Origin of the sequence: Kitasatospora aureofaciens, from assembly GCF_001188955.3 — a bacterium.
Lineage (GTDB): Bacteria > Actinomycetota > Actinomycetes > Streptomycetales > Streptomycetaceae > Kitasatospora > Kitasatospora aureofaciens.
In genome coordinates, this window is sequence record NZ_JPRF03000076.1 from 170,417 (window position 1) to 187,631 (window position 17,215).

Genomic DNA, 17,215 nt, shown 5'->3' on the forward strand with positions numbered 1-17,215 from the left:
GACGGCGATTCTGCCCACAGCAGGCAGCGGTTCCCGTGCCGGCCACTCCTGGAGGAGGGTGGTCGGCATGAGACTGCTGCTGCTGGGTGGGACGAAGTTCGTCGGACGGGCCGTCGCCGAGGAGGCGGTGGCCCGGAGGTGGGAGGTGACGGCCCTCAACCGCGGCACGCAGCCCGCCCCCGAGGGCGTGCGGGTGCTGCTGGGCGACCGCACCGCCGAGGACGGCCTGGCGGCGCTCGGCACGGGGGAGTGGGACGCGGTGGTGGACACCTGGTCCTGGGCCCCGGCGGCGGTGCGCGCCAGCGCCCGGCGGCTGAACGGCCGGGTCGGCCACTACGCGTACGTCTCCAGCCGGTCGGTGTACGACTACCCCCTGCGCCCCGGGGCGGACGAGACCGCCCCGGTGGTGCCCGCGGCCCCGGACCTCACCGGCGAGGTGCCCTACGCCGAGGCCAAGCGCGGCGCCGAACTGGCCCTGGAGGAGGAGTTCGGGGGGAGCGCCCTGCTGGTCCGCGCCGGGCTGATCCTCGGCCCGTACGAGGACATCGGCCGACTGCCCTGGTGGCTGAACCGGATCGCCCGAGGCGGCCCGGTGCTCGCCCCGGGCCCCCGAGACCTGCCGCTGCAGTACATCGACGGCCGCGACCTCGCCGCCTGGACCCTGGACGCCGTGGCGGCCCGGCTGGGCGGCCCGTACAACGTGGTCAGCCCGGCCGGTCACACCACCATGGGCGGGCTGCTGGAGGCCTGCGTCCGGGCCACCGGCTCGGACGCCGAACTGCGTTGGACCGACCCCGAGCGGATCCTGGCGGCGGGCGTCCAGCCGTGGACGGAACTGCCGGTCTGGCTGGCGCCCGGAGAGCTGTACGACTACCTGCACGGCTGCTCGGTCGCCCGCGCCGTCGCCGCGGGGCTGCGCTGCCGCCCGGTCGCCGAGACCGTCGAGGACACCTGGGCCTGGCTGCGCTCGATCGGCGGTGACGCCCCGCAGCGGGCCGACCGGCCGAGCGTCGGGCTCGACCCCGCGCGGGAGGCGGAGCTGCTCGAGAGCTGAAGGGAGAGGGGGAGTTGACGTCAGCCCCGGCCGTCGATCAGCTCCCCGTACGCCTGCACCAGGTCCGGCAGCCGCAGGGTCGCCAGGTCCTCCCGGCCCGGCGGCTCGCGCAGCAGCGACAGCCGCAGGTCCCGGTAGGCGCAGGACTTCTCGTAGAGGGTGCGGATGAACCGGCCGTTGCCCAGCTCGTCGATCCAGCCCTCGCGCACGACGTGGGTGCAGATGCTGGCCAGTTCCTCCGCCGCGTCCTCGTCCCAGCCGTCGCCGTCCCGCCCCGCCAGCGCCGCGCCGATCGCGGTCAGTTCGTTCGGCCGGTAGCTGGGGAAGTCGACCCTGGTGGTGAAGCGGGAGTTGAGGCCGGGGTTGGTGGCGAGCAGCCGGTTCATCCCCTCGGGGTAGCCGGCCAGGATCACCACCAGCCGGTCCCGGTTGTCCTCGGCCCGCTTGAGCAGTACCTGGAGCGCCTCGTCGCCGTACGCGTCGCCCTTGGTGTAGCCGGAGTTGGAGAGGCTGTACGCCTCGTCGATGAACAGCACGCCGTCCAGCGCGGAGTCGATCAGTTCGTTCGCCTTGACGGCGGTCTGGCCGAGGAACTCGCCCACCAGATCCGCTCGTTGGGCCTCCACCAGGTGGTCCCCGGAGAGCAGTCCGAGGGCGTGGAAGACCCGGCCGAGGATCCGCGCCACGGTGGTCTTGCCGGTGCCGGAGGGGCCGGAGAAGACGAAGTGCCGCTTCGGCGGCTGGACCGGCAGCCCCTGCTCGGCACGCAGCCGGGACATTCTCAACTGAGCCGAGAGCGCCCGTACTTGGCGCTTGACCGGCTCCAGGCCCACCATCAGCGAGAGTTCGGCCAGTGCCGCGTCCAGCTCCCGTTCGTCGCCCGCGGGGCGGGGCGCCGGCGGGGGAGCGGTACGGGCCTGGGTCTCCCCTCGTACCGGCAGCGGCAGGGTCGTGGCGGGGCCTGCCGGGCCGCCCGAGCCGGAGCGCTCACCGGCCGTCTGCGGCGTGCCGTCCGGCGGGGCGGGGGCGTCCGGCTCCGATTCGGCGAGCGGGCCGTCCACCAGCCTGGCGTCCACCGAGGGCCCGCCGCCGGCGAGGGCGGATCCGGTGCCGAACCCGGCGTCGTAGAGCGGCCCTTCGACGTACCCGGGGTCGTCCTGGTAGCCCTGGTCGCTGCCGGCCCCGGCACCGCCGAGCCCGTTGCCGCCGAGCCCGCTGTCGTCCAGCCCGGTGCCGTCCAGCCCCACGACGTCCGGCTCCGGAGCGTCCACCCCCGCGGCCTCCGGCCCGCCCGAGCACCCGCCCGCCAGCAGCCCGTCCGCGAGCGCGTCCTCCGCGGAGATCGCCGCCAGCCGGGTCGAGGTGTCCATGAACGCCGGATCCGCCCGGTGCACGGCCCGGTACAGCGGGAGCGCCGCCGCACTGCGCCCGGCCCCCTCGTACGCCCGGGCCAGCCAGTAGCGCAGTTCCTTGCGCTGCGGCTGCTCGGAGCGGCAGCGCGCCAGCGAGGCGGCCAACGGGCCCTGGGCCTGGGCGCACATGTCCAGCCGCACCCGGGCCATGCCGGCGAACAGTCCGGCCTCGATGCCCAGCAGCGGGTCGTCCAGCAGCCGGTCGGTGTCCCGGATCAACTGCTCCCAGTCCTTGAGCAGATAGGACCGGCAGGCGTACAGGAACTGCGCGGACGGGTCCTCGCTCGGCGCCGGGCACTGTTCCAGGGCGCGGTCGAGCTCGGCCAGGTGGCGGCCGTCCAGCCAGTGCGAGGCGTGCGCCAGCGCGAGGTCGCGGGCGTCCTCCAGCACCGGCTGCACCCACCAGCCCAGCCAGTACCAGGAGCTGAGCGGGCGCCGGTGCAGCCGCCGTTGTTCGCCGAAGCGCTTCTGGTTGCGGTACATGGCCAGCAGGGCCGCCGAGGTGTCGCTGCGCAGCGCGTGCAGCCCGAGCCAGGCGTCGGCCATGCCCGGGTCCAGCCGGACGGCCGCCCGGAACTCCTCCTCGGCCCGGGTGTAGGCGCCCGCCGTGTAGGCGTCCATGGCGCGCAGCCAGGCCCGGTCGGCGAGCCGGTCCGGGCCGCCCGCCGTGCTGTCGGAACTGTCCACCGTCGTCACTCACGCCCCCCGCGGTGTGGCCCGGGGCCCGGCCGACGGATCGCAGCGCGCAGCCGGGCCGGTGGTCGGAAGCCCCCGGGGCGCATATGCGCCTGAGGGAATCGTACCGGCGCGGGGCTGATCCGGAAGGGTGCCGTACGGGGTCAAATGCGATCGCGCGCACGGTGGTTGGGCGGGTGGATGGCCGAAACACCGCTGACCGGAACGGTCGGCAGAGGGGACCGGACGGCGCCCCCGGCTCACGGGGGAACAAGCCGGGGGCGCCGGGTCCGAGGCACCGGAACGGTGGGTTCCGGCGGCTGAGGAGAACCTAAATCCTGGTGATGTCGCAGGTCAAGGGGCTAGTTGAAGGTTCACCGACGGTGCCCGGCAGGATCCGCCCGGTCACCCCGTCGACCCGCGTCGCGGCGTACGGCCGACTCGGGTCGACGGCGAAGTGCGCCGCCTCCGCCCGGGCCCAACGGGCCCAGAACCCGGCGAGTTCCGGCCCGTCCCGTTCCTCGCCGCGCCGCCGGGCCACGGCGGCCTCCAGCTCCATCCAGATCACCCGGGCCAGCCACGGCCGCACCTCCCGGCGCCCCGCGCCGACGCCCTCCACCAGCACCACCGGGGCGAGCGGCACCCGGGCCGCGCCCTCGAAGCGGCGCAGTGTCCAGTCGTAGACCAGGTGCTCGGCGTCCCGGCCGGCCGCCAGCGGCTCCAGCACCTGCTCGCGCAGCCGCCCGGTCCACTCGAAGAGCTCGGTGTGGGTGGCAAGGTCGTCCAGGTGCACCACCGGCGCGCCGCCGAGCGCCGCCGCCAGCCGCCCGGCGAAGGTCGTCTTGCCGGAGCCGGCGTGCCCGTCCACCGCGACCAGCCGCACCGACCCGCAGGACGGCGGCAGCGCGCGCAGTTCTGCGGCGAGCGCACCGACCGCGTCGGGCACATCGAGGGCGTCGGCCGAGCCGAGCGTGCCGAGCGAACCGGCCGAGCCGAGGGCGCCGGGCCCGGTCAGCGCGTTGCCGGGAACGGGCGGGCGGTGGGAGGAGGCGGTTCCGGATGCAGCCACAACGTCAACCCTACGGTGCCGTAGCCAACCACTGCGGACAGTTCATCTGTGCTGGTCGTGACGGCAGCGCGGCTTTCGGGCATACTCGCCTTCGCCACGCCTGTGAACGGCCGTTCACCGCAACCCGGTGCCGGTCGGGCCGACCTGCCACACCCGCGCCGGACCCGCCACCCCGGGCCGGCGCCCGATCGAGGAGGCGACCCCCGCCATGACCCCCTCCCCCGTGAAAGCCGTGGAGCGCCAGCTGCCCAGCGAGGAGGCCCGCGAACTGCTGAGCCTCACCCGGGACCTGGTCCAGCGCGAGCTCCAGCCGCGCGCGGCGGAGGACGAGGCCGCCGGCCGCTTCCCCCGGGAGGCCTTCCGCACCCTCGGCGAGGCCGGCCTGCTGTCCCTCCCGTACGACGAGAAGTACGGCGGCGGCGAGCAGCCCTACGAGGTGTACCTGCAGGTCCTGGAGGAGCTCGCGTCCGGCTGGCTGGCTGTCGGCCTCGGCGTCAGCGTGCACACCCTCTCCTGCCACGCGCTGGCCACCTTCGGCAGCGAGGAGCAGCGCGAGAAGTGGCTGCCCGGCATGCTCTCCGGCGAGCAGCTCGGCGCCTACTGCCTCTCCGAGCCGCAGTCCGGCTCGGACGCGGCCGCCCTGCGCACCCGCGCCGACCTGGACGGCGAGGAGTACGTCGTCAACGGCACCAAGGCGTGGATCACCCACGGCGGCCAGGCCGACTTCTACAGCGCCCTGGTGCGCACCGGCGCCGAGGGCCCCAAGGGCATCAGCTGCCTGCTCGTCCCCGGCGCCCAGCAGGGCCTGTCGGCCGCCCCGCCGGAGCACAAGATGGGCATGCGCTCCTCGCCGACCGCCCAACTGCACTTCGACGGCGCCCGGGTCCCCCGGGAGCGGCTGATCGGCGAGGAGGGCCAGGGCTTCCAGATCGCGCTGGCCGCACTGGACTCCGGCCGCCTCGGCATCGCCGCCTGCGCGATCGGCGTCGCCCAGGCCGCGCTCGACCTCGCGGTCGACTACGCGCGCACCCGGCGCCAGTTCGGCCGCCCGATCGCCGAGTTCCAGGGCCTGTCCTTCATGCTCGCCGACATGGCCACCCAGATCGAGGCCGGGCGTTCCCTCTACCTCGCCGCCGCGCGGCTGCGCGACGCGGGCCGGCCGTTCTCCAAGGAGGCGGCGATGGCCAAGCTGTTCTGCACCGACGCGGTGATGCGGGTGACCACCGACGCCGTCCAGGTGCTCGGCGGCTACGGGTACACCCAGGACTTCCCGGCCGAGCGCTACATGCGCGAGGCCAAGGTGCTGCAGATCGTCGAGGGCACCAACCAGATCCAGCGCCTGGTGATCGGCCGCCACCTCACGAAGGGCTAGGCCTGCCCGCCGGGCACGGCCCCAGGGCTTGCCCGGCGCCCTTCCCCGATACGGCCTCCGGCCGTCACTCCAGGGTGCGGAGTGACGGCCGGAGGCGATTTCGACGGAACGCCAACGCGCCTGCGGGCAGCGGGAGTCAGCGCCGCGCGAGCCGTCGGCGCTGCTCCGGGATGGTGACCAGCGGCGCGGCCGCGGCGACCGTCCGTGCGGCCCTGGCCGGGGCGGTGACGGCGGCCGTCGCGCTGCGCACCGGGCGGTGCACCAGCGCGTGCGAGAACGGCTGGGTGCGCCAGTCGAGCCCGCTCGGGAGCTTGAACAGCGCGTCGAACCCGGGCGGTTCGGCGTCCTCGGGCGTCTCCACCTCGGCCAGGTCGTCGGTCGGCGCGCCCGAACCGGGGCAGATCGCGGGGGCGAAGGGGTTCCAGGCGGTGGGCAGCAGCGCGTGCTGCGGCAGCCGCTCCTCGTCCGCCACCAGGGCGATCGGGCGACGGCACTCGGGGCAGTGGACCCGGAAGATGTCCCAGGTCTCGACCTCGCCGGGGTCGGTGCCCGGCATGTGATCGACCGCGAGGTCGTTGCGGCCGGTCGTATCGTCGGTCTCGTCGGCGGCCAGCACGCGCTGGTCAGTAGCAGGCATGAGGATCCCCCTAGGATCGGGCCCGGCGTGGTCGCTCAGGGCCACAACCAGCACTTCCCTGCCGCCCGGGCTCATAACCCTGCGGAGTTGTGCACCGTGATGCACCCGGTTGTGTCCTTGGCCACACCGCCCGCCACATTCACCCGGCAATTGCCCGCGTGACACCTCAGTTCCCCCTGTGTGCCACCACCGTGCGCCCCCCGTGCTCCCGACCCGGTAGGTTTGCGCACTGTGGAGGATCTCGACCAACGCATCGTCCAGCTGCTCCTGGAAGACGGCCGGATGAGCTACACGGACCTGGGCAAGGCCACCGGCCTGTCCACCTCGGCGGTGCACCAACGCGTGCGCCGCCTCGAACAGCGCGGGGTGATCCGCGGCTACACCGCGATCATCGACCCCGACGCCGTCAACCTCGCGCTGACCGCGTTCATCTCGGTCAAGCCCTTCGACCCCAGCGCCCCGGACGACACCCCGGACAGGCTCTCCGGCCTGCCCGAGATCGAGGCCTGCCACAGCGTGGCCGGTGACGAGAACTACATCCTCAAGGTGCGCGTCGGAGCCCCCGGCGACCTGGAGGACCTGCTCGCCCGCATCCGCAGCGCCGCCGGAGTCTCCACCCGCACCACCGTCGTCCTCTCCACTCCCTACGAGGCCCGACCCCCGAAGCTCTGACCAGGAACGGGAGGGGTGCAGACTTAGCGGCATGACCGAACGCACCTCCCGGACCGTCCTGCTGCGCGGCGGCGCCGTCTACAGCCCCGCCGACCCCTTCGCCACCGCGATGCTCGTGGAGGGCGGGCACATCGCCTGGGTCGGCAGCGACGGCGCCGCCGAGGCGTACGCCGGCACCGCCGACGAGATCGTGGAGCTGGACGGCGCGCTGGTCACCCCCGCCTTCGTCGACGCCCACGTGCACGCCACCGCCACCGGTCTGGCGCTCACCGGCCTCGACCTCACCGGCAGCCCCTCGCTGGCCGCCGCCCTGGCCGCCGTCACCGCCTTCGTCGAGGCCCGGACGGAGACCGGCGGCGTGCTGATCGGCCACGGCTGGGACGAGACGGGCTGGCCCGAGGGCCGCCCGCCCACGCTCGCCGAACTCGACGAGGCCGCCCGCGGCGCCGCGCTCTACCTCTCCCGCACCGACGTGCACTCCGCGCTCGCCACCACCGCGCTGCGCACCCTCACCGAGAGCCTCGCCGAGCGCCCCGGCCACGACGCGGAGGGCCCGCTCACCAAGGACGCCCACCACGCCGTCCGGCGGACCGCCCTCGCCCACCTCACCCCCGAGCAGCGCCGGCAGGCCCAGCGCGCCACCCTGGCCCGCGCCGCCGAACTCGGCATCGGCGCCCTGCACGAGTGCGCCGGCCCGGAGATCTCCTCCGAGGCGGACCTGGCCGCCCTGCTGGCCCTGGCCGCCGACGGCGACGGACCCGAAGTCTTCGGCTACTGGGGCGAGTTGGGCGGCATCGAGACCGCCCGCAGGCTCGGCGCGGTGGGCGCCGCCGGCGACCTCTTCGTGGACGGCGCGCTCGGGTCGCGCACCGCCTGCCTGCACGCCGCCTACGCCGACGCCGAGCACACCGGCACCGCCTACCTGACGGCCGAGCAGGTCGCCGACCACGTCGCCGCCTGCACCGAGGCCGGACTGCAGGCCGGCTTCCACGCCATCGGCGACGCCGCCGTGGCCGCCGTGATCGAGGGCGTGCGAGCCGCCGGCGAGCGGGTCGGCACCGACCGGGTCAGGGCGCTGCGCCACCGCGTCGAGCACGCCGAGGCCCTGGACGACGAGGCGATCGCCGCCTTCGCCGAGCTCGGCCTGACCGCCTCCGTCCAGCCCGCCTTCGACGCCGCCTGGGGCGGCCCGGACGGCATGTACGTCCAGCGCCTGGGCGCCGAGCGGGCGGCCGGCCTCAACCCGTACGCCGCGCTGCTGCGGGCCGGCGTCCCGCTGGCCTTCGGCTCGGACGCCCCGGTCACCCCGCTCGACCCCTGGGGCACCGTCCGTGCCGCAGCCTTCCACCGGACCCTGGAGCACCGGATCTCGGTCCGCGCCGCCTTCACCGCCCACACCCGCGGCGGCTGGCGCGCGATCGGCCGCGACCAGGACGGCGTGCTGGTGCCCGGCGCGGTCGCCAACTACGCGATCTGGGCCGCCGACGAGCTGGTCGTCCAGGCCCCCGACTCCCGGGTGGCCGGCTGGTCCACCGACCCGCGCTCCGGCACCCCCGGCCTGCCCGACCTCACCCCGGGCCGCGAACTGCCGCTCTGCCTGCGGACGGTGGTCCGCGGTCGCACGGTGTACCAGCGGTAGAACCCGGTGCGAGCGGTAAATCGGATGAGCGAGCGGGGCGGTGCTCCCTAGGTTGACCACATGACGACCGACCCGCTGGTACCCGCCGACTTCACCGTCCCGCGCGAGCTGCTCGCCCCGGAGTTCCGCCTGGAGTCCCTGGGCGAGCAGCACAACGCCTCCGACCACGCCGCCTGGACGAGCAGCATCGAGCACATCCGCGCCACCCCCGGCTGGGCCGGCCGCGGCTGGCCGCCCGCCGACGGCATGCCCCTGGAGCGCAACCTTGCCGACCTGCGCCGCCACGCCGCCGACTTCGACGCCCGCAGGGGCTTCACCTACACCGTCCTGGAGCCGGACCGCGACGAGGTGATCGGCTGCGTCTACGTCTACCCGGACCGCGAGGACCCGTCCGTCGTCTCGGTCAGCTCCTGGGTCCGCGCCGACCGCGCCGAGCTCGACGCCCCGCTGTACCGGGCGGTCTCCGCCTGGCTCACCGACCACTGGCCGCTGGGGCGCTTCGTCTACGCCGAGCGTTGACGGCCCGGTCGGGCGCTACCACCCTCACCTCACGCCGCACCGACGTTCCGGGGTACCTTCTTCGCACAGCGTCCGAACAGCAAGCCCCAGGAAGATGGTGCGCCGGTGGCCATTCCCGTCACCCAGGAGCGGTCCGGGACCGCTCCTGAGCCACAGGACCCGGCACCGAAGCCCGGCCGCGGCGCCCGCGCGCTCGCGAAGGTCCGAGCCGGGCTGCCGCGCACCAGCCTCGCCGCACTGGCCGGCCTGCTGCTCGCGCTCGCCTTCCCGCCCTACGACCTGTGGCCGCTGTCGCTGCTCGGCGTCGCCGCGCTCTCGCTGCTCACCCGCGGCCGCACCTTCCGCCAGGGCGCCTGGACGGGCTTCGCCCTCGGCTTCCCGTTCTTCCTGATGCTGCTCAGCTGGCTCCGGGTGGTCGGCTGGGACGCCACGGTCGGCCTGTCGGTCGTCGAGGCGCTGTTCCTGGCCCTGCTCGGCGGCGCACTGGCCCTCACCTCCCGGCTGCCCGGCTGGCCGCTGTGGGCGGCCGCGCTGTGGGTCACCCAGGAGTGGGCGCGCGACCGGCTGCCGCTCGGCGGCTTCCCCTGGGGCCGGCTCGCCTTCGCCAACACCGCCACCCCGTACACCCCGCTGGCCGCGCTCGGCGGCGCACCGCTGGTGACCTTCGCCGTCGCGCTCTCCGGCACCCTGCTGGCCTGGGCCGCGCTGCGCCTGCGCGGGCCGGGCCGGACCCCGAGGACGGCGGCGCTGGGCGGCCTGGGCGCCGTGGCCGCGCTGCTGGCCGGCTACCTCGTCCCGGTGCCCACCGCCGCGGACGACACCGTCAAGGTCGCCATCGTCCAGGGCAACGTACCGAACCCGGGCATGGACTTCCTCGGCCGCCCCATGATGGTCCTCAACAACCACGCCTCGGCCACCGAGCGCCTCGCCGCCGACATCCAGGCCGGCAAGCGGCCGCGCCCCGACGTGGTGATCTGGCCCGAGAACTCCTCCGACCTCGACCCGTTCAGCGATCCGCTGGCCCGTCAGCGCATCGACGAGGCGGTCCAGGCCGTCGGCGTGCCCACCCTGGTCGGCACCCTGGTGGACGGCCCGGACGCCCAGCACGTCCAGAACGAGGGCATCGTCTGGGACCCGGTCACCGGCCCCGGCGCCTCCTACACCAAGCAGCACCCCGTCCCGTTCGGCGAGTACGTTCCGTTCCGCGCCCAGCTGATGAAGGTGATCACCCGCCTCCAGCGGGTCGCCCGCGACTTCTACCCCGGCGACCACAACGGCGTGATGCAGCTCGGGCCGGCGAAGATCGGCGACGTGATCTGTTTCGAGGTGGCCTACGACGAGATAGTCCGGGACACCGTGGACAGCGGCGCCCGCGTCCTGGTCGTCCAGACGAACAACGCGACCTACGCCAGGACCGGGCAGCCCGAGCAGCAGCTCGCGATGAGCCGGCTGCGCGCGGTCGAGCACGGGCGGGCCGTCCTGATCGCCGCCACCAGCGGCATCAGTGCGGTGATCGCCCCGGACGGCACCGTCGAGCAGCGCACCGCGGAACTCACCCCGGCCGAGCTGTCGGCCACCGTGCCGCTGCGCGACGGCACCACGGTGGCCGACCGGGTCGGCGCCCTCCCGGAGTGGACGCTGGCCGTCGGCGGCCTGCTGGCCTGCGGCGCCGCCGTCCTGGTCGGCCGCCGCCGGAAGGTGGAGGCCGGAACACCGGCCGCCGGGGGAGCGTTGGACCGGGTGGTGCCGTAGCCGGCCCGGACCTCCCGGGCGGCGCGCAGAGCACCGCTTGGAGTGGATTCGTACCGTGACCCAGCAAGCTACCCCCGCCCGTCCGGCCCCGCGCAGCAGGCTCCGCCGGGTGCTGCCGCTGCTGATCACCGCCTGGCTGGTGCTGGAGATCTGGCTGCTGGTCCTGGTGGGGTCCTGGCTGGGCGGCTTCGCCGTCCTGCTGCTGCTCGTCGTCGGCGGGTTGACCGGTGGCTCGCTGATCAAGCGGGCCGGGCTGAAGGCTCTGTCGGCCGCGATCGAGCAGAGCAAGAACCCGCAGTCCCAGCAGCGGCAGACCGGCACCAGCATGACCGTCCTGGCCGGGCTGCTGCTGATCGTCCCCGGCTTCCTGTCCGACCTGGTCGCCCTGACCCTGCTGTTCCCGCCGACCCGGGCGCTGTGGCGGGCCGTCGGCCGCAAGGTCGCGGACAAGGCGGTGCGCAGCGCCTCTGCCGTGGGCACCGACCCGTTCGCGGACGCGATGCGGCTGCAGGAGCAGCTGCGCATCCACCGCCCGGACGGCAAGGTGATCCAGGGCGAGGTGGTCGACCCGGAGAACGGCCCGCGCGGCCCGCAGGGCCCGGACACCACCTACCGCCCGCCGATCAACGGCTGACCCTGCCGGGAACGGCCCGCGACAACGCGCAGGCCCCGGACAACGCGAAAGGGACCCTGGCGACCAGGGTCCCTTTTCGCGTCCTCCCGCGCGCGGCGGGAGCGAGGTGTTGTCAGGCGCTCTTGCGGGTGTCCCGCGGGTGCACCGCGAGGTTCATCCCACCGGAGCGGAGCACGGCCAGCCGCTCGGCCAGCACCTCCTCCAGCTCCTCGCGCGTCCGGCGCTCCATCAGCATGTCCCAATGGGTGCGCGTGGGCTTGACCTTCTTCTCCTCAGGTTCGTCACCGTCGAGAAGTGCCGCCTCCTGGCCACAGAAGCGGCATTCCCACACCGGGGGGATCTCCGCTTCGACCGAGAAAGGAACCTCGAATCGGTGTCCGTTCTGACATGCGTACTCGACGGTCTGGCGGGGAGCCAGATCGATACCACGGTCGGTCTCGTAGCTAGTGGCCCCGAGTCGCGTGCCGCGGAGAGCTCGCTCGCTCATGAATCGTGCCTCCCGGGCTTATGGCCCACAGGACTAGTGGTCGCTGTTCTTCGTCGTTCGGTCAACGCTCGGCTTCCGACGAAGATTCCCGTCCCGGGACATGCGTCGTCTGTCGTGCCGCCCCTGTTTGTACCCACCGGCGCCCGATTTGTCACATCTGGCCGGTGATATCACCCCAGGTGTCACCTATTTCACATCTGGCGATCGTGGGGACTTTCTGTGACGAGCGTACCGGCAGGGCATTCGGGGCCGTCCGCCGACCCCGCTTCCCGCGGGATCAGGAGATCGGTCGGGAACGGATCATCGGCTCGGCCTTGCCGAGGTCGACCGAGTGGTTCGGCGGCGCGGCTCCGTCGGCCGTCACCACCGGCGGGCGGTCCGGGCGGGGCGGTGCGGCGGCCGCCTCGGTCCGGCTGTCGCGGTGCGGCAGCAGGGCGATCACGGCGTCCCGCAACTGGGCCGGGGCGTCGTCGTCGAGCGGGTCGACGGTGGCCGGCACCTGGAGCCGGACGGGGGTGCCGTTGCCGATCCGTGCGTAGCCGCGGCCGGCCGGGGCGTGCGCGGCGGGCGCGATGTCCAGCGGTGCGCCGAGCGCGGCGCGGGCCTCCTCGGGCCCGGCCGGACCGAGCAGCACCCGGGCCCGGGTGGTGGCACGGACGGTCGGGGTGATCCGCTCCCGGGCCTCGACGTCGTCCGCGATCACCACGGTGATCCGGGCGGCCCGGCCGTGTCGCAGCGACAGCTCCAGCAGGTCCTGCGGGTCGGGGCGGCCCTCGGCGTGGGCGAGCTCGCTCAGCTCGGTCGGATGGTCCAGCAGCAGCCACAGCGGCCGGGTGACGTCCTCGGGCAGGCTGGCGCCGGTGTGCCGGGCGGCGTTCACCGCGGTCAGCCGGCGCTGGGTCTCCTGGGCGGCCCAGGTCAGCGCGGCCAGTGCGCCGTGCAGGCTGGTCTCCACGGTGTGCACGCCGGGCCGGTTGACCAGGCAGGCGTGCTCCCCGGTCCCGGCGCCGTCGATCACCACCAGGTCGGCGTACGGGAGGGCCTGGAGCGCGATCGATCGGATCAGACTGGAGGTGCCGTAGCCGGCGACGCCGAGGGCCAGCAGGTGGGGTTCGGAGGAGCGCGGGCCGGTGCGCCAGACCACCGGCGGCTGCTGGGTGATCACGCCGCCCCGGGTGACCGGGATGGTGCGGGCGGTGCCGTCCTCGTCGGTGAAGCCGAGCACGATCTCGCCGGGGGCGGCCACGAAGCGCTGGGCGACGACGTCGGTGGGCAGCGGGGTGAGCGCGGTGATCCGCAGCCGGTTGGACTCCTCGTCCCAGTCGAAGCGGTACTCCCGGGCCCGCCCGGCCTTGCCCTGGACGACCTGTTCGATCCGGGCCCGGGCGGTGGGCTCGGTGTCGGTGAAGTACGCGGGGTAGCTCAGCTCCAGCCGGGAGAGCCGGCCCTCGCCGTCGAACTCCCAGGAGCTGAAGGCCTTCTGGTAGCTTCCCTCGAAGTGGTAGAGCGGGTTGGCGTCCTCGAGGCCGCACAGGTACGGCGTGAGCGCCGCGTAGAGGGCCCCGAGCTTGACGTCGGCCACGTCCGGGGTGGGCGGGGCGGGCGTCGCCTTGGGGGTCCGGCCGGCCCAGGCGGCGCTGGCCATCAGGGCGACCAGCGCGAACAGCAGGCCGTGCGGCAGCAGGTAGATGCCGAGCAGCATCGCGGCGGACAGGAACAGCGTCGGGCCGCGGCGCTCCTGAGGGGTGGCCTGCCAGCGCTCCCAGGCCCAGCCTGCGTGGTGGCGCAGGCCGCGGCCGATCACGGCGAGCGGGGCGAACATGTCGGTGGCGTGGTCCCCGGCGGTTCGGGCGATCTCGCGGCCCTTGGTGAGATGGCGGTTGAGCGGCATTCCGTGACTCCCCGGTCGAGTGGGACGGGTGGGGTGAGAGGGGGACTGCTCGTGGTACGACGGGGCCCGGGGCGGTGGGATCCGCGCCCGGGCCGGTGGGGGAGTGGCGGCGCGCCTAGAACTTGATGCCGCCGAGCAGGCTCGCCAGGCTGGCGCTGCCCGCGGTGATGCTCGGGGCGATGGAGGAGCCGGCGACGTAGAAGCCGAAGAGGGAGCAGACGACGGCGTGGGAGGCCTTTAGTCCGTCTCTGCGGAAGAACAGGAAGGCGATGGTGCCGAACAGGACGATGCCGGAAATCGAGAGGGCCACTTCTGCTCCTCGGGGAGGGGACGGGGGACAGTGTTACTTAAGGTGCCCTTATCGTGACAAAAAGTAATAGATGATGGAACGGCGCAAATGGGTGGTTCTGCCGTTCGATGCCGCCGGGAAGTCGGAGGAGGCGGGCGGATCGGCCCGGGTGGGGGCCCGGTGCCGCACGGACGCCGCGTGGATCCGGTGCCGCAAGGCATTCCCGGGGGCTGGGTGGGAGGTTTCCGGGGGGTCCCGGAAGTTCGCTCGAACGGCCGTGCGGCCCGCCCGGCCGCACGTCGTACCGCGTCCCGTGCCGGTGAGGCCGTCATCCGGAATCCGGACGCCGGCTGGCCCGGTCCGGCGTCGCCCGCTACGGTGCGGTACGCACGAACCCCGCCAGCCCTCCGGAAAGGCAGTCCGCCATGACCGATGCCCCCGACGCCGAGGTGATCGCGCTCGCCGGGAAGCTCTTCGACGCGGCCCGGGCCGGTGACACCGCCACCCTGACCGCCGCCGTAGACGCGGGCGTCTCCGCCGACCTCACCAGCGGCAGCGGTGACACCCTGGTCATGCTCGCCGCCTACCACGGCCACGCGGCCACCGTCGAAGCCCTGCTCCAGCGCGGCGCCGACCCGAACCGCGCCAATGACAAGGGTCAGACCCCCTTGGCCGGAGCGGTCTTCAAGGGCAGCACCGACGTCGTCGACGCCCTGCTCGCCGACGGCGCCGATCCCAGGGCCGGCGTCCCGTCCGCCGTCGACGCCGCCGCGATGTTCGGCAAGACCGAGCTGCTGGCCCGGTTCGAGAGCCGCTGAACCGAAGCCGTAGGCTCTTCCACCATGGAGAGCACCGCCACCAAGGACACCGGCACCGTCGAGTTCCGCATCACCGGGTACGCCCACCCCGACGCCCAGGCCCTTTCGGCGGAGGTGCAGCAGGAGTACGTCCGCCGCTACGGCGACCCGGACGAGACGGTGATGCACCCGGAGGACTTCGAGGCACCGGCCGGCCTGTTCATGATCGCCTACCTGGACGGCCGCCCGGTCGCCTGCGGCGGCTGGCGGGCCAAGCAGGCCGGTCCGGACGGGCTGCGCGACGGCGACGCCGAGGTGAAGCGGATGTTCGTGGTGCCCGACGCCCGCGGCCGGGGTCTGGCCCGGGCGGTGCTGCGCCGGCTGGAGGAGACCGCCGTCGAGGCCGGGCGCACCCGCTTCATCCTGGAGACCGGTACCGAGCAGCCCGAGGCGATCGCGCTGTACGGCTCCGAGGGGTACGCGGCGATCCGCAAGTTCGGCATCTACAAGGACCACGCGCAGAGCATCTGCATGGGCAAGGAGCTCCCGGCGGCGGTCTGACCGGCCGCCGTCCGGGAGCCCGGGGTCCGGGTACCGGCGGTCTGAGCGGTGCGCGCGCCGGGTAGACACCGGTGGTGAACCACCAACCACCCGACGCCGCACGGCTCCCCGCCCTGGCCGCGCCCGGCGGGGAGCTGGACCTACTGGTCCGCGAGGGCGTGCGCACCGTCGGGGCGGGCGCCGTCTGGGCCGCCGGTGACGCCGGGGGCACGCTCGGCGGCGGCAGCCACGGCGCGCTCGGGCGAGGCCCGTACGCGCGGCTCGCCCCCGGGCCGGACACGCTGTACGACCTCGCCAGCCTCACCAAGATCGTGGCGCTCTGGCCCTGCGCCGGAGCGCTCCGGCAAGACGGGCGGCTGCCGCTGGACGAGCCGCTCGGCCGCTGGTGGTCGCCTGCCGCCGGGCACTCGGTCGGTGCGGTGACGGTCCGTCAACTCCTCGCCCACACCGCCGGAATGCTTCCCTACACCCGCTTCGAGCAGCTCTACGGGCGGGCGCCGGCGGCGATCCGGGCCGGGGTGATCACCGCCCCGCTGCACCGCGCGCCGGGAACCGCCGTCGAGTACACCGACCGCGCCGCCGTGCTGCTCACCTACCTGGTCGAGGACCTCGGCGGGGCCCCGCTGGACGAACTCGCCGCGCGCTGGGCCTGGCGGCCGCTGGGCATGACCGACACCCGCTACGGGCCGCTCGACGCCGCGGCCACCGCCCGTACCGCGCCCACCGAGTTCGACCGGTCGACCGGCGCCCACCTGCGCGGCGTGGTGCACGACCCCTCCGCGCGGCTGCTCGGTGGCGTCTCCGGCAACGCCGGGGCCTTCTCCACCGCCCCCGACCTGGCCCGCTTCCTCACCGCCCTGCTCGCCCCGCCGCTCCGACTCCCCTGGGGCGAAGCGTGGATCACCGAGTCGCTGCGCGAGCAGACCGGCGGCCTCGCCCCCGCCCGAGGCCTGTCCTGGCTGTACGCCCCCGGCACCGACCCCGCCGAAGGCACCTTCGTCCACTACGGCTTCACCGGCACCGGCATCTGGGTCTCCCGCCGACTCGGCCGCTGGGCCCTGCTGCTCACCAACCAGGTGCACCACAGCCGGATCACCCAGTCCCTCACCGATCTGCGCAACGCCTTCCGGCGGGCCGTCTTCGGGTGAGGCGTGCGTAGTACCCGATCGGGTGGATTAGGTACGAACCACCTTTCGCGCAGCGGCGACCGGGGCAGGGTGGCCGCGACGGAGGACGGCCGGCGGAGGAAGCGCGATGACGGACACCTGGGAACTCTCGGAGGAGGAGTGGCTCTCCCGGATGGTGCGCGCCTACATCGGCTGCAGCGTGCTGCTCACCGACCGGGAGGGCAAGGTCCTGCTGCTGAAGGCCAGTTACCGCGACCAGTGGCAGTTTCCCGGTGGCGGGATGGACCCGGGGGAGGGGCCCGCCGGGTGCGCGGCCCGGGAACTGCGCGAGGAGACCGGGCTGGTGGCGCGTGACCTGCGGTTGCTGGTGGTGGAGTGGCGCGAGGCGATCCCCGATCAGGGTCAACACGCCCATCCGGCCGTGCACTTCATGTTCGACGGCGGCGCGGTCGAGCCGGGGGCGGTGGTCCGGCTCCAGGCGGAGGAGATCGCCGACCACGGCTACTTCGGCCCCGCCCGGGCGGCCACCCTGCTGCACCCCTGTGCGGCGCGCCGGCTCACCGCGGCCCTGGAGGCCCGGCGCACCGGCGCAGCCGCGCTGCTGCATTCGGCGGGGTATGTGGGGTGA

Annotated in this window: 17 protein-coding genes; 11 read left to right on the forward strand and 6 right to left on the reverse strand. The window is 74.2% G+C overall.

Annotation, left to right across the window (positions count from 1 at the left end; translation table 11 throughout):
- Positions 1-67 precede the first annotated feature (67 nt).
- On the forward strand, positions 68-1,054 hold the full coding sequence (locus HS99_RS36195) for an NAD-dependent epimerase/dehydratase family protein (protein ID WP_030552442.1): 987 nt from the start codon (positions 68-70) through the stop codon (positions 1,052-1,054).
- Positions 1,055-1,074: 20 nt separating this feature from the next.
- Here HS99_RS36195 and HS99_RS36200 read toward each other — a convergent pair whose 3' ends face one another.
- Positions 1,075-3,087, reverse strand: a complete 2,013-nt coding sequence (locus HS99_RS36200; protein WP_046385584.1) for an AAA family ATPase — start codon at positions 3,085-3,087, stop codon at positions 1,075-1,077.
- 385 nt (positions 3,088-3,472) lie between these two features.
- Complete coding sequence (locus tag HS99_RS36205) at positions 3,473-4,087, reverse strand: uridine kinase family protein (RefSeq protein WP_033347322.1); 615 nt, start codon at positions 4,085-4,087, stop codon at positions 3,473-3,475.
- A gap of 331 nt (positions 4,088-4,418) precedes the next feature.
- Here HS99_RS36205 and HS99_RS36210 point away from each other — a divergent pair, with 331 nt between their 5' ends.
- Positions 4,419-5,582: an acyl-CoA dehydrogenase family protein gene (locus HS99_RS36210; protein WP_030279792.1), complete on the forward strand. Its 1,164-nt coding sequence runs from the start codon at positions 4,419-4,421 to the stop codon at positions 5,580-5,582.
- Between the two features lie 136 nt (positions 5,583-5,718).
- Here the strand turns inward: HS99_RS36210 and HS99_RS45995 are convergent, their stop codons facing one another.
- On the reverse strand, positions 5,719-6,219 hold the full coding sequence (locus HS99_RS45995) for a hypothetical protein (protein ID WP_191898799.1): 501 nt from the start codon (positions 6,217-6,219) through the stop codon (positions 5,719-5,721).
- Positions 6,220-6,450: 231 nt separating this feature from the next.
- On the opposite strand from HS99_RS45995, the gene HS99_RS36220 reads away from it, so the two are divergent.
- The 5 genes from HS99_RS36220 to fxsA all read left to right on the forward strand — a co-directional run bounded on the left by HS99_RS36220 (position 6,451) and on the right by fxsA (position 11,435).
- The gene (locus HS99_RS36220; protein WP_030279787.1) at positions 6,451-6,891 is read left to right on the forward strand and encodes an Lrp/AsnC family transcriptional regulator; all 441 of its coding nucleotides are present in this window, start codon (positions 6,451-6,453) and stop codon (positions 6,889-6,891) included.
- A 31-nt stretch (positions 6,892-6,922) separates the two neighbouring features.
- Positions 6,923-8,530 carry an amidohydrolase gene (locus HS99_RS36225; RefSeq protein ID WP_030552440.1) on the forward strand — a complete coding sequence of 536 codons (1,608 nt, stop codon included), beginning with the start codon at positions 6,923-6,925 and terminating at the stop codon, positions 8,528-8,530.
- Positions 8,531-8,590: 60 nt separating this feature from the next.
- Positions 8,591-9,049, forward strand: a complete 459-nt coding sequence (locus HS99_RS36230) for a hypothetical protein (protein ID WP_030279783.1) — start codon at positions 8,591-8,593, stop codon at positions 9,047-9,049.
- A gap of 111 nt (positions 9,050-9,160) precedes the next feature.
- Positions 9,161-10,801: an apolipoprotein N-acyltransferase gene (gene lnt / locus HS99_RS36235; protein WP_370863335.1), complete on the forward strand. Its 1,641-nt coding sequence runs from the start codon at positions 9,161-9,163 to the stop codon at positions 10,799-10,801.
- A 55-nt stretch (positions 10,802-10,856) separates the two neighbouring features.
- Positions 10,857-11,435, forward strand: a complete 579-nt coding sequence (gene fxsA / locus HS99_RS36240; protein WP_030279779.1) for an FxsA family membrane protein — start codon at positions 10,857-10,859, stop codon at positions 11,433-11,435.
- Positions 11,436-11,547: 112 nt separating this feature from the next.
- Here fxsA and HS99_RS36245 read toward each other — a convergent pair whose 3' ends face one another.
- The 3 genes from HS99_RS36245 to HS99_RS36255 form a co-directional block, all read right to left on the reverse strand.
- Positions 11,548-11,922 (reverse strand): RNA polymerase-binding protein RbpA, encoded by a 375-nt coding sequence (locus HS99_RS36245; RefSeq protein ID WP_030279777.1) that lies wholly within the window; start codon positions 11,920-11,922, stop codon positions 11,548-11,550.
- 277 nt (positions 11,923-12,199) lie between these two features.
- Positions 12,200-13,813, reverse strand: coding sequence for a hypothetical protein (locus tag HS99_RS36250; RefSeq protein ID WP_078938532.1), 1,614 nt, complete (start codon positions 13,811-13,813; stop codon positions 12,200-12,202).
- A gap of 115 nt (positions 13,814-13,928) precedes the next feature.
- Positions 13,929-14,123 (reverse strand): hypothetical protein, encoded by a 195-nt coding sequence (locus HS99_RS36255; protein WP_030279774.1) that lies wholly within the window; start codon positions 14,121-14,123, stop codon positions 13,929-13,931.
- A 404-nt stretch (positions 14,124-14,527) separates the two neighbouring features.
- Between HS99_RS36255 and HS99_RS36260 the strand changes: the two genes are divergently transcribed.
- The 4 genes from HS99_RS36260 to HS99_RS36275 all read left to right on the forward strand — a co-directional run bounded on the left by HS99_RS36260 (position 14,528) and on the right by HS99_RS36275 (position 17,215).
- Positions 14,528-14,920, forward strand: a complete 393-nt coding sequence (locus tag HS99_RS36260; protein WP_030552434.1) for an ankyrin repeat domain-containing protein — start codon at positions 14,528-14,530, stop codon at positions 14,918-14,920.
- Positions 14,921-14,944: 24 nt separating this feature from the next.
- A complete protein-coding gene (locus HS99_RS36265; protein WP_030279770.1) occupies positions 14,945-15,460 on the forward strand; it encodes a GNAT family N-acetyltransferase in 516 nt (171 codons plus the stop codon).
- Positions 15,461-15,534: 74 nt separating this feature from the next.
- Positions 15,535-16,608, forward strand: a complete 1,074-nt coding sequence (locus tag HS99_RS36270; protein WP_232543005.1) for a serine hydrolase domain-containing protein — start codon at positions 15,535-15,537, stop codon at positions 16,606-16,608.
- A gap of 106 nt (positions 16,609-16,714) precedes the next feature.
- On the forward strand, positions 16,715-17,215 hold the full coding sequence (locus HS99_RS36275) for an NUDIX domain-containing protein (protein WP_037828443.1): 501 nt from the start codon (positions 16,715-16,717) through the stop codon (positions 17,213-17,215).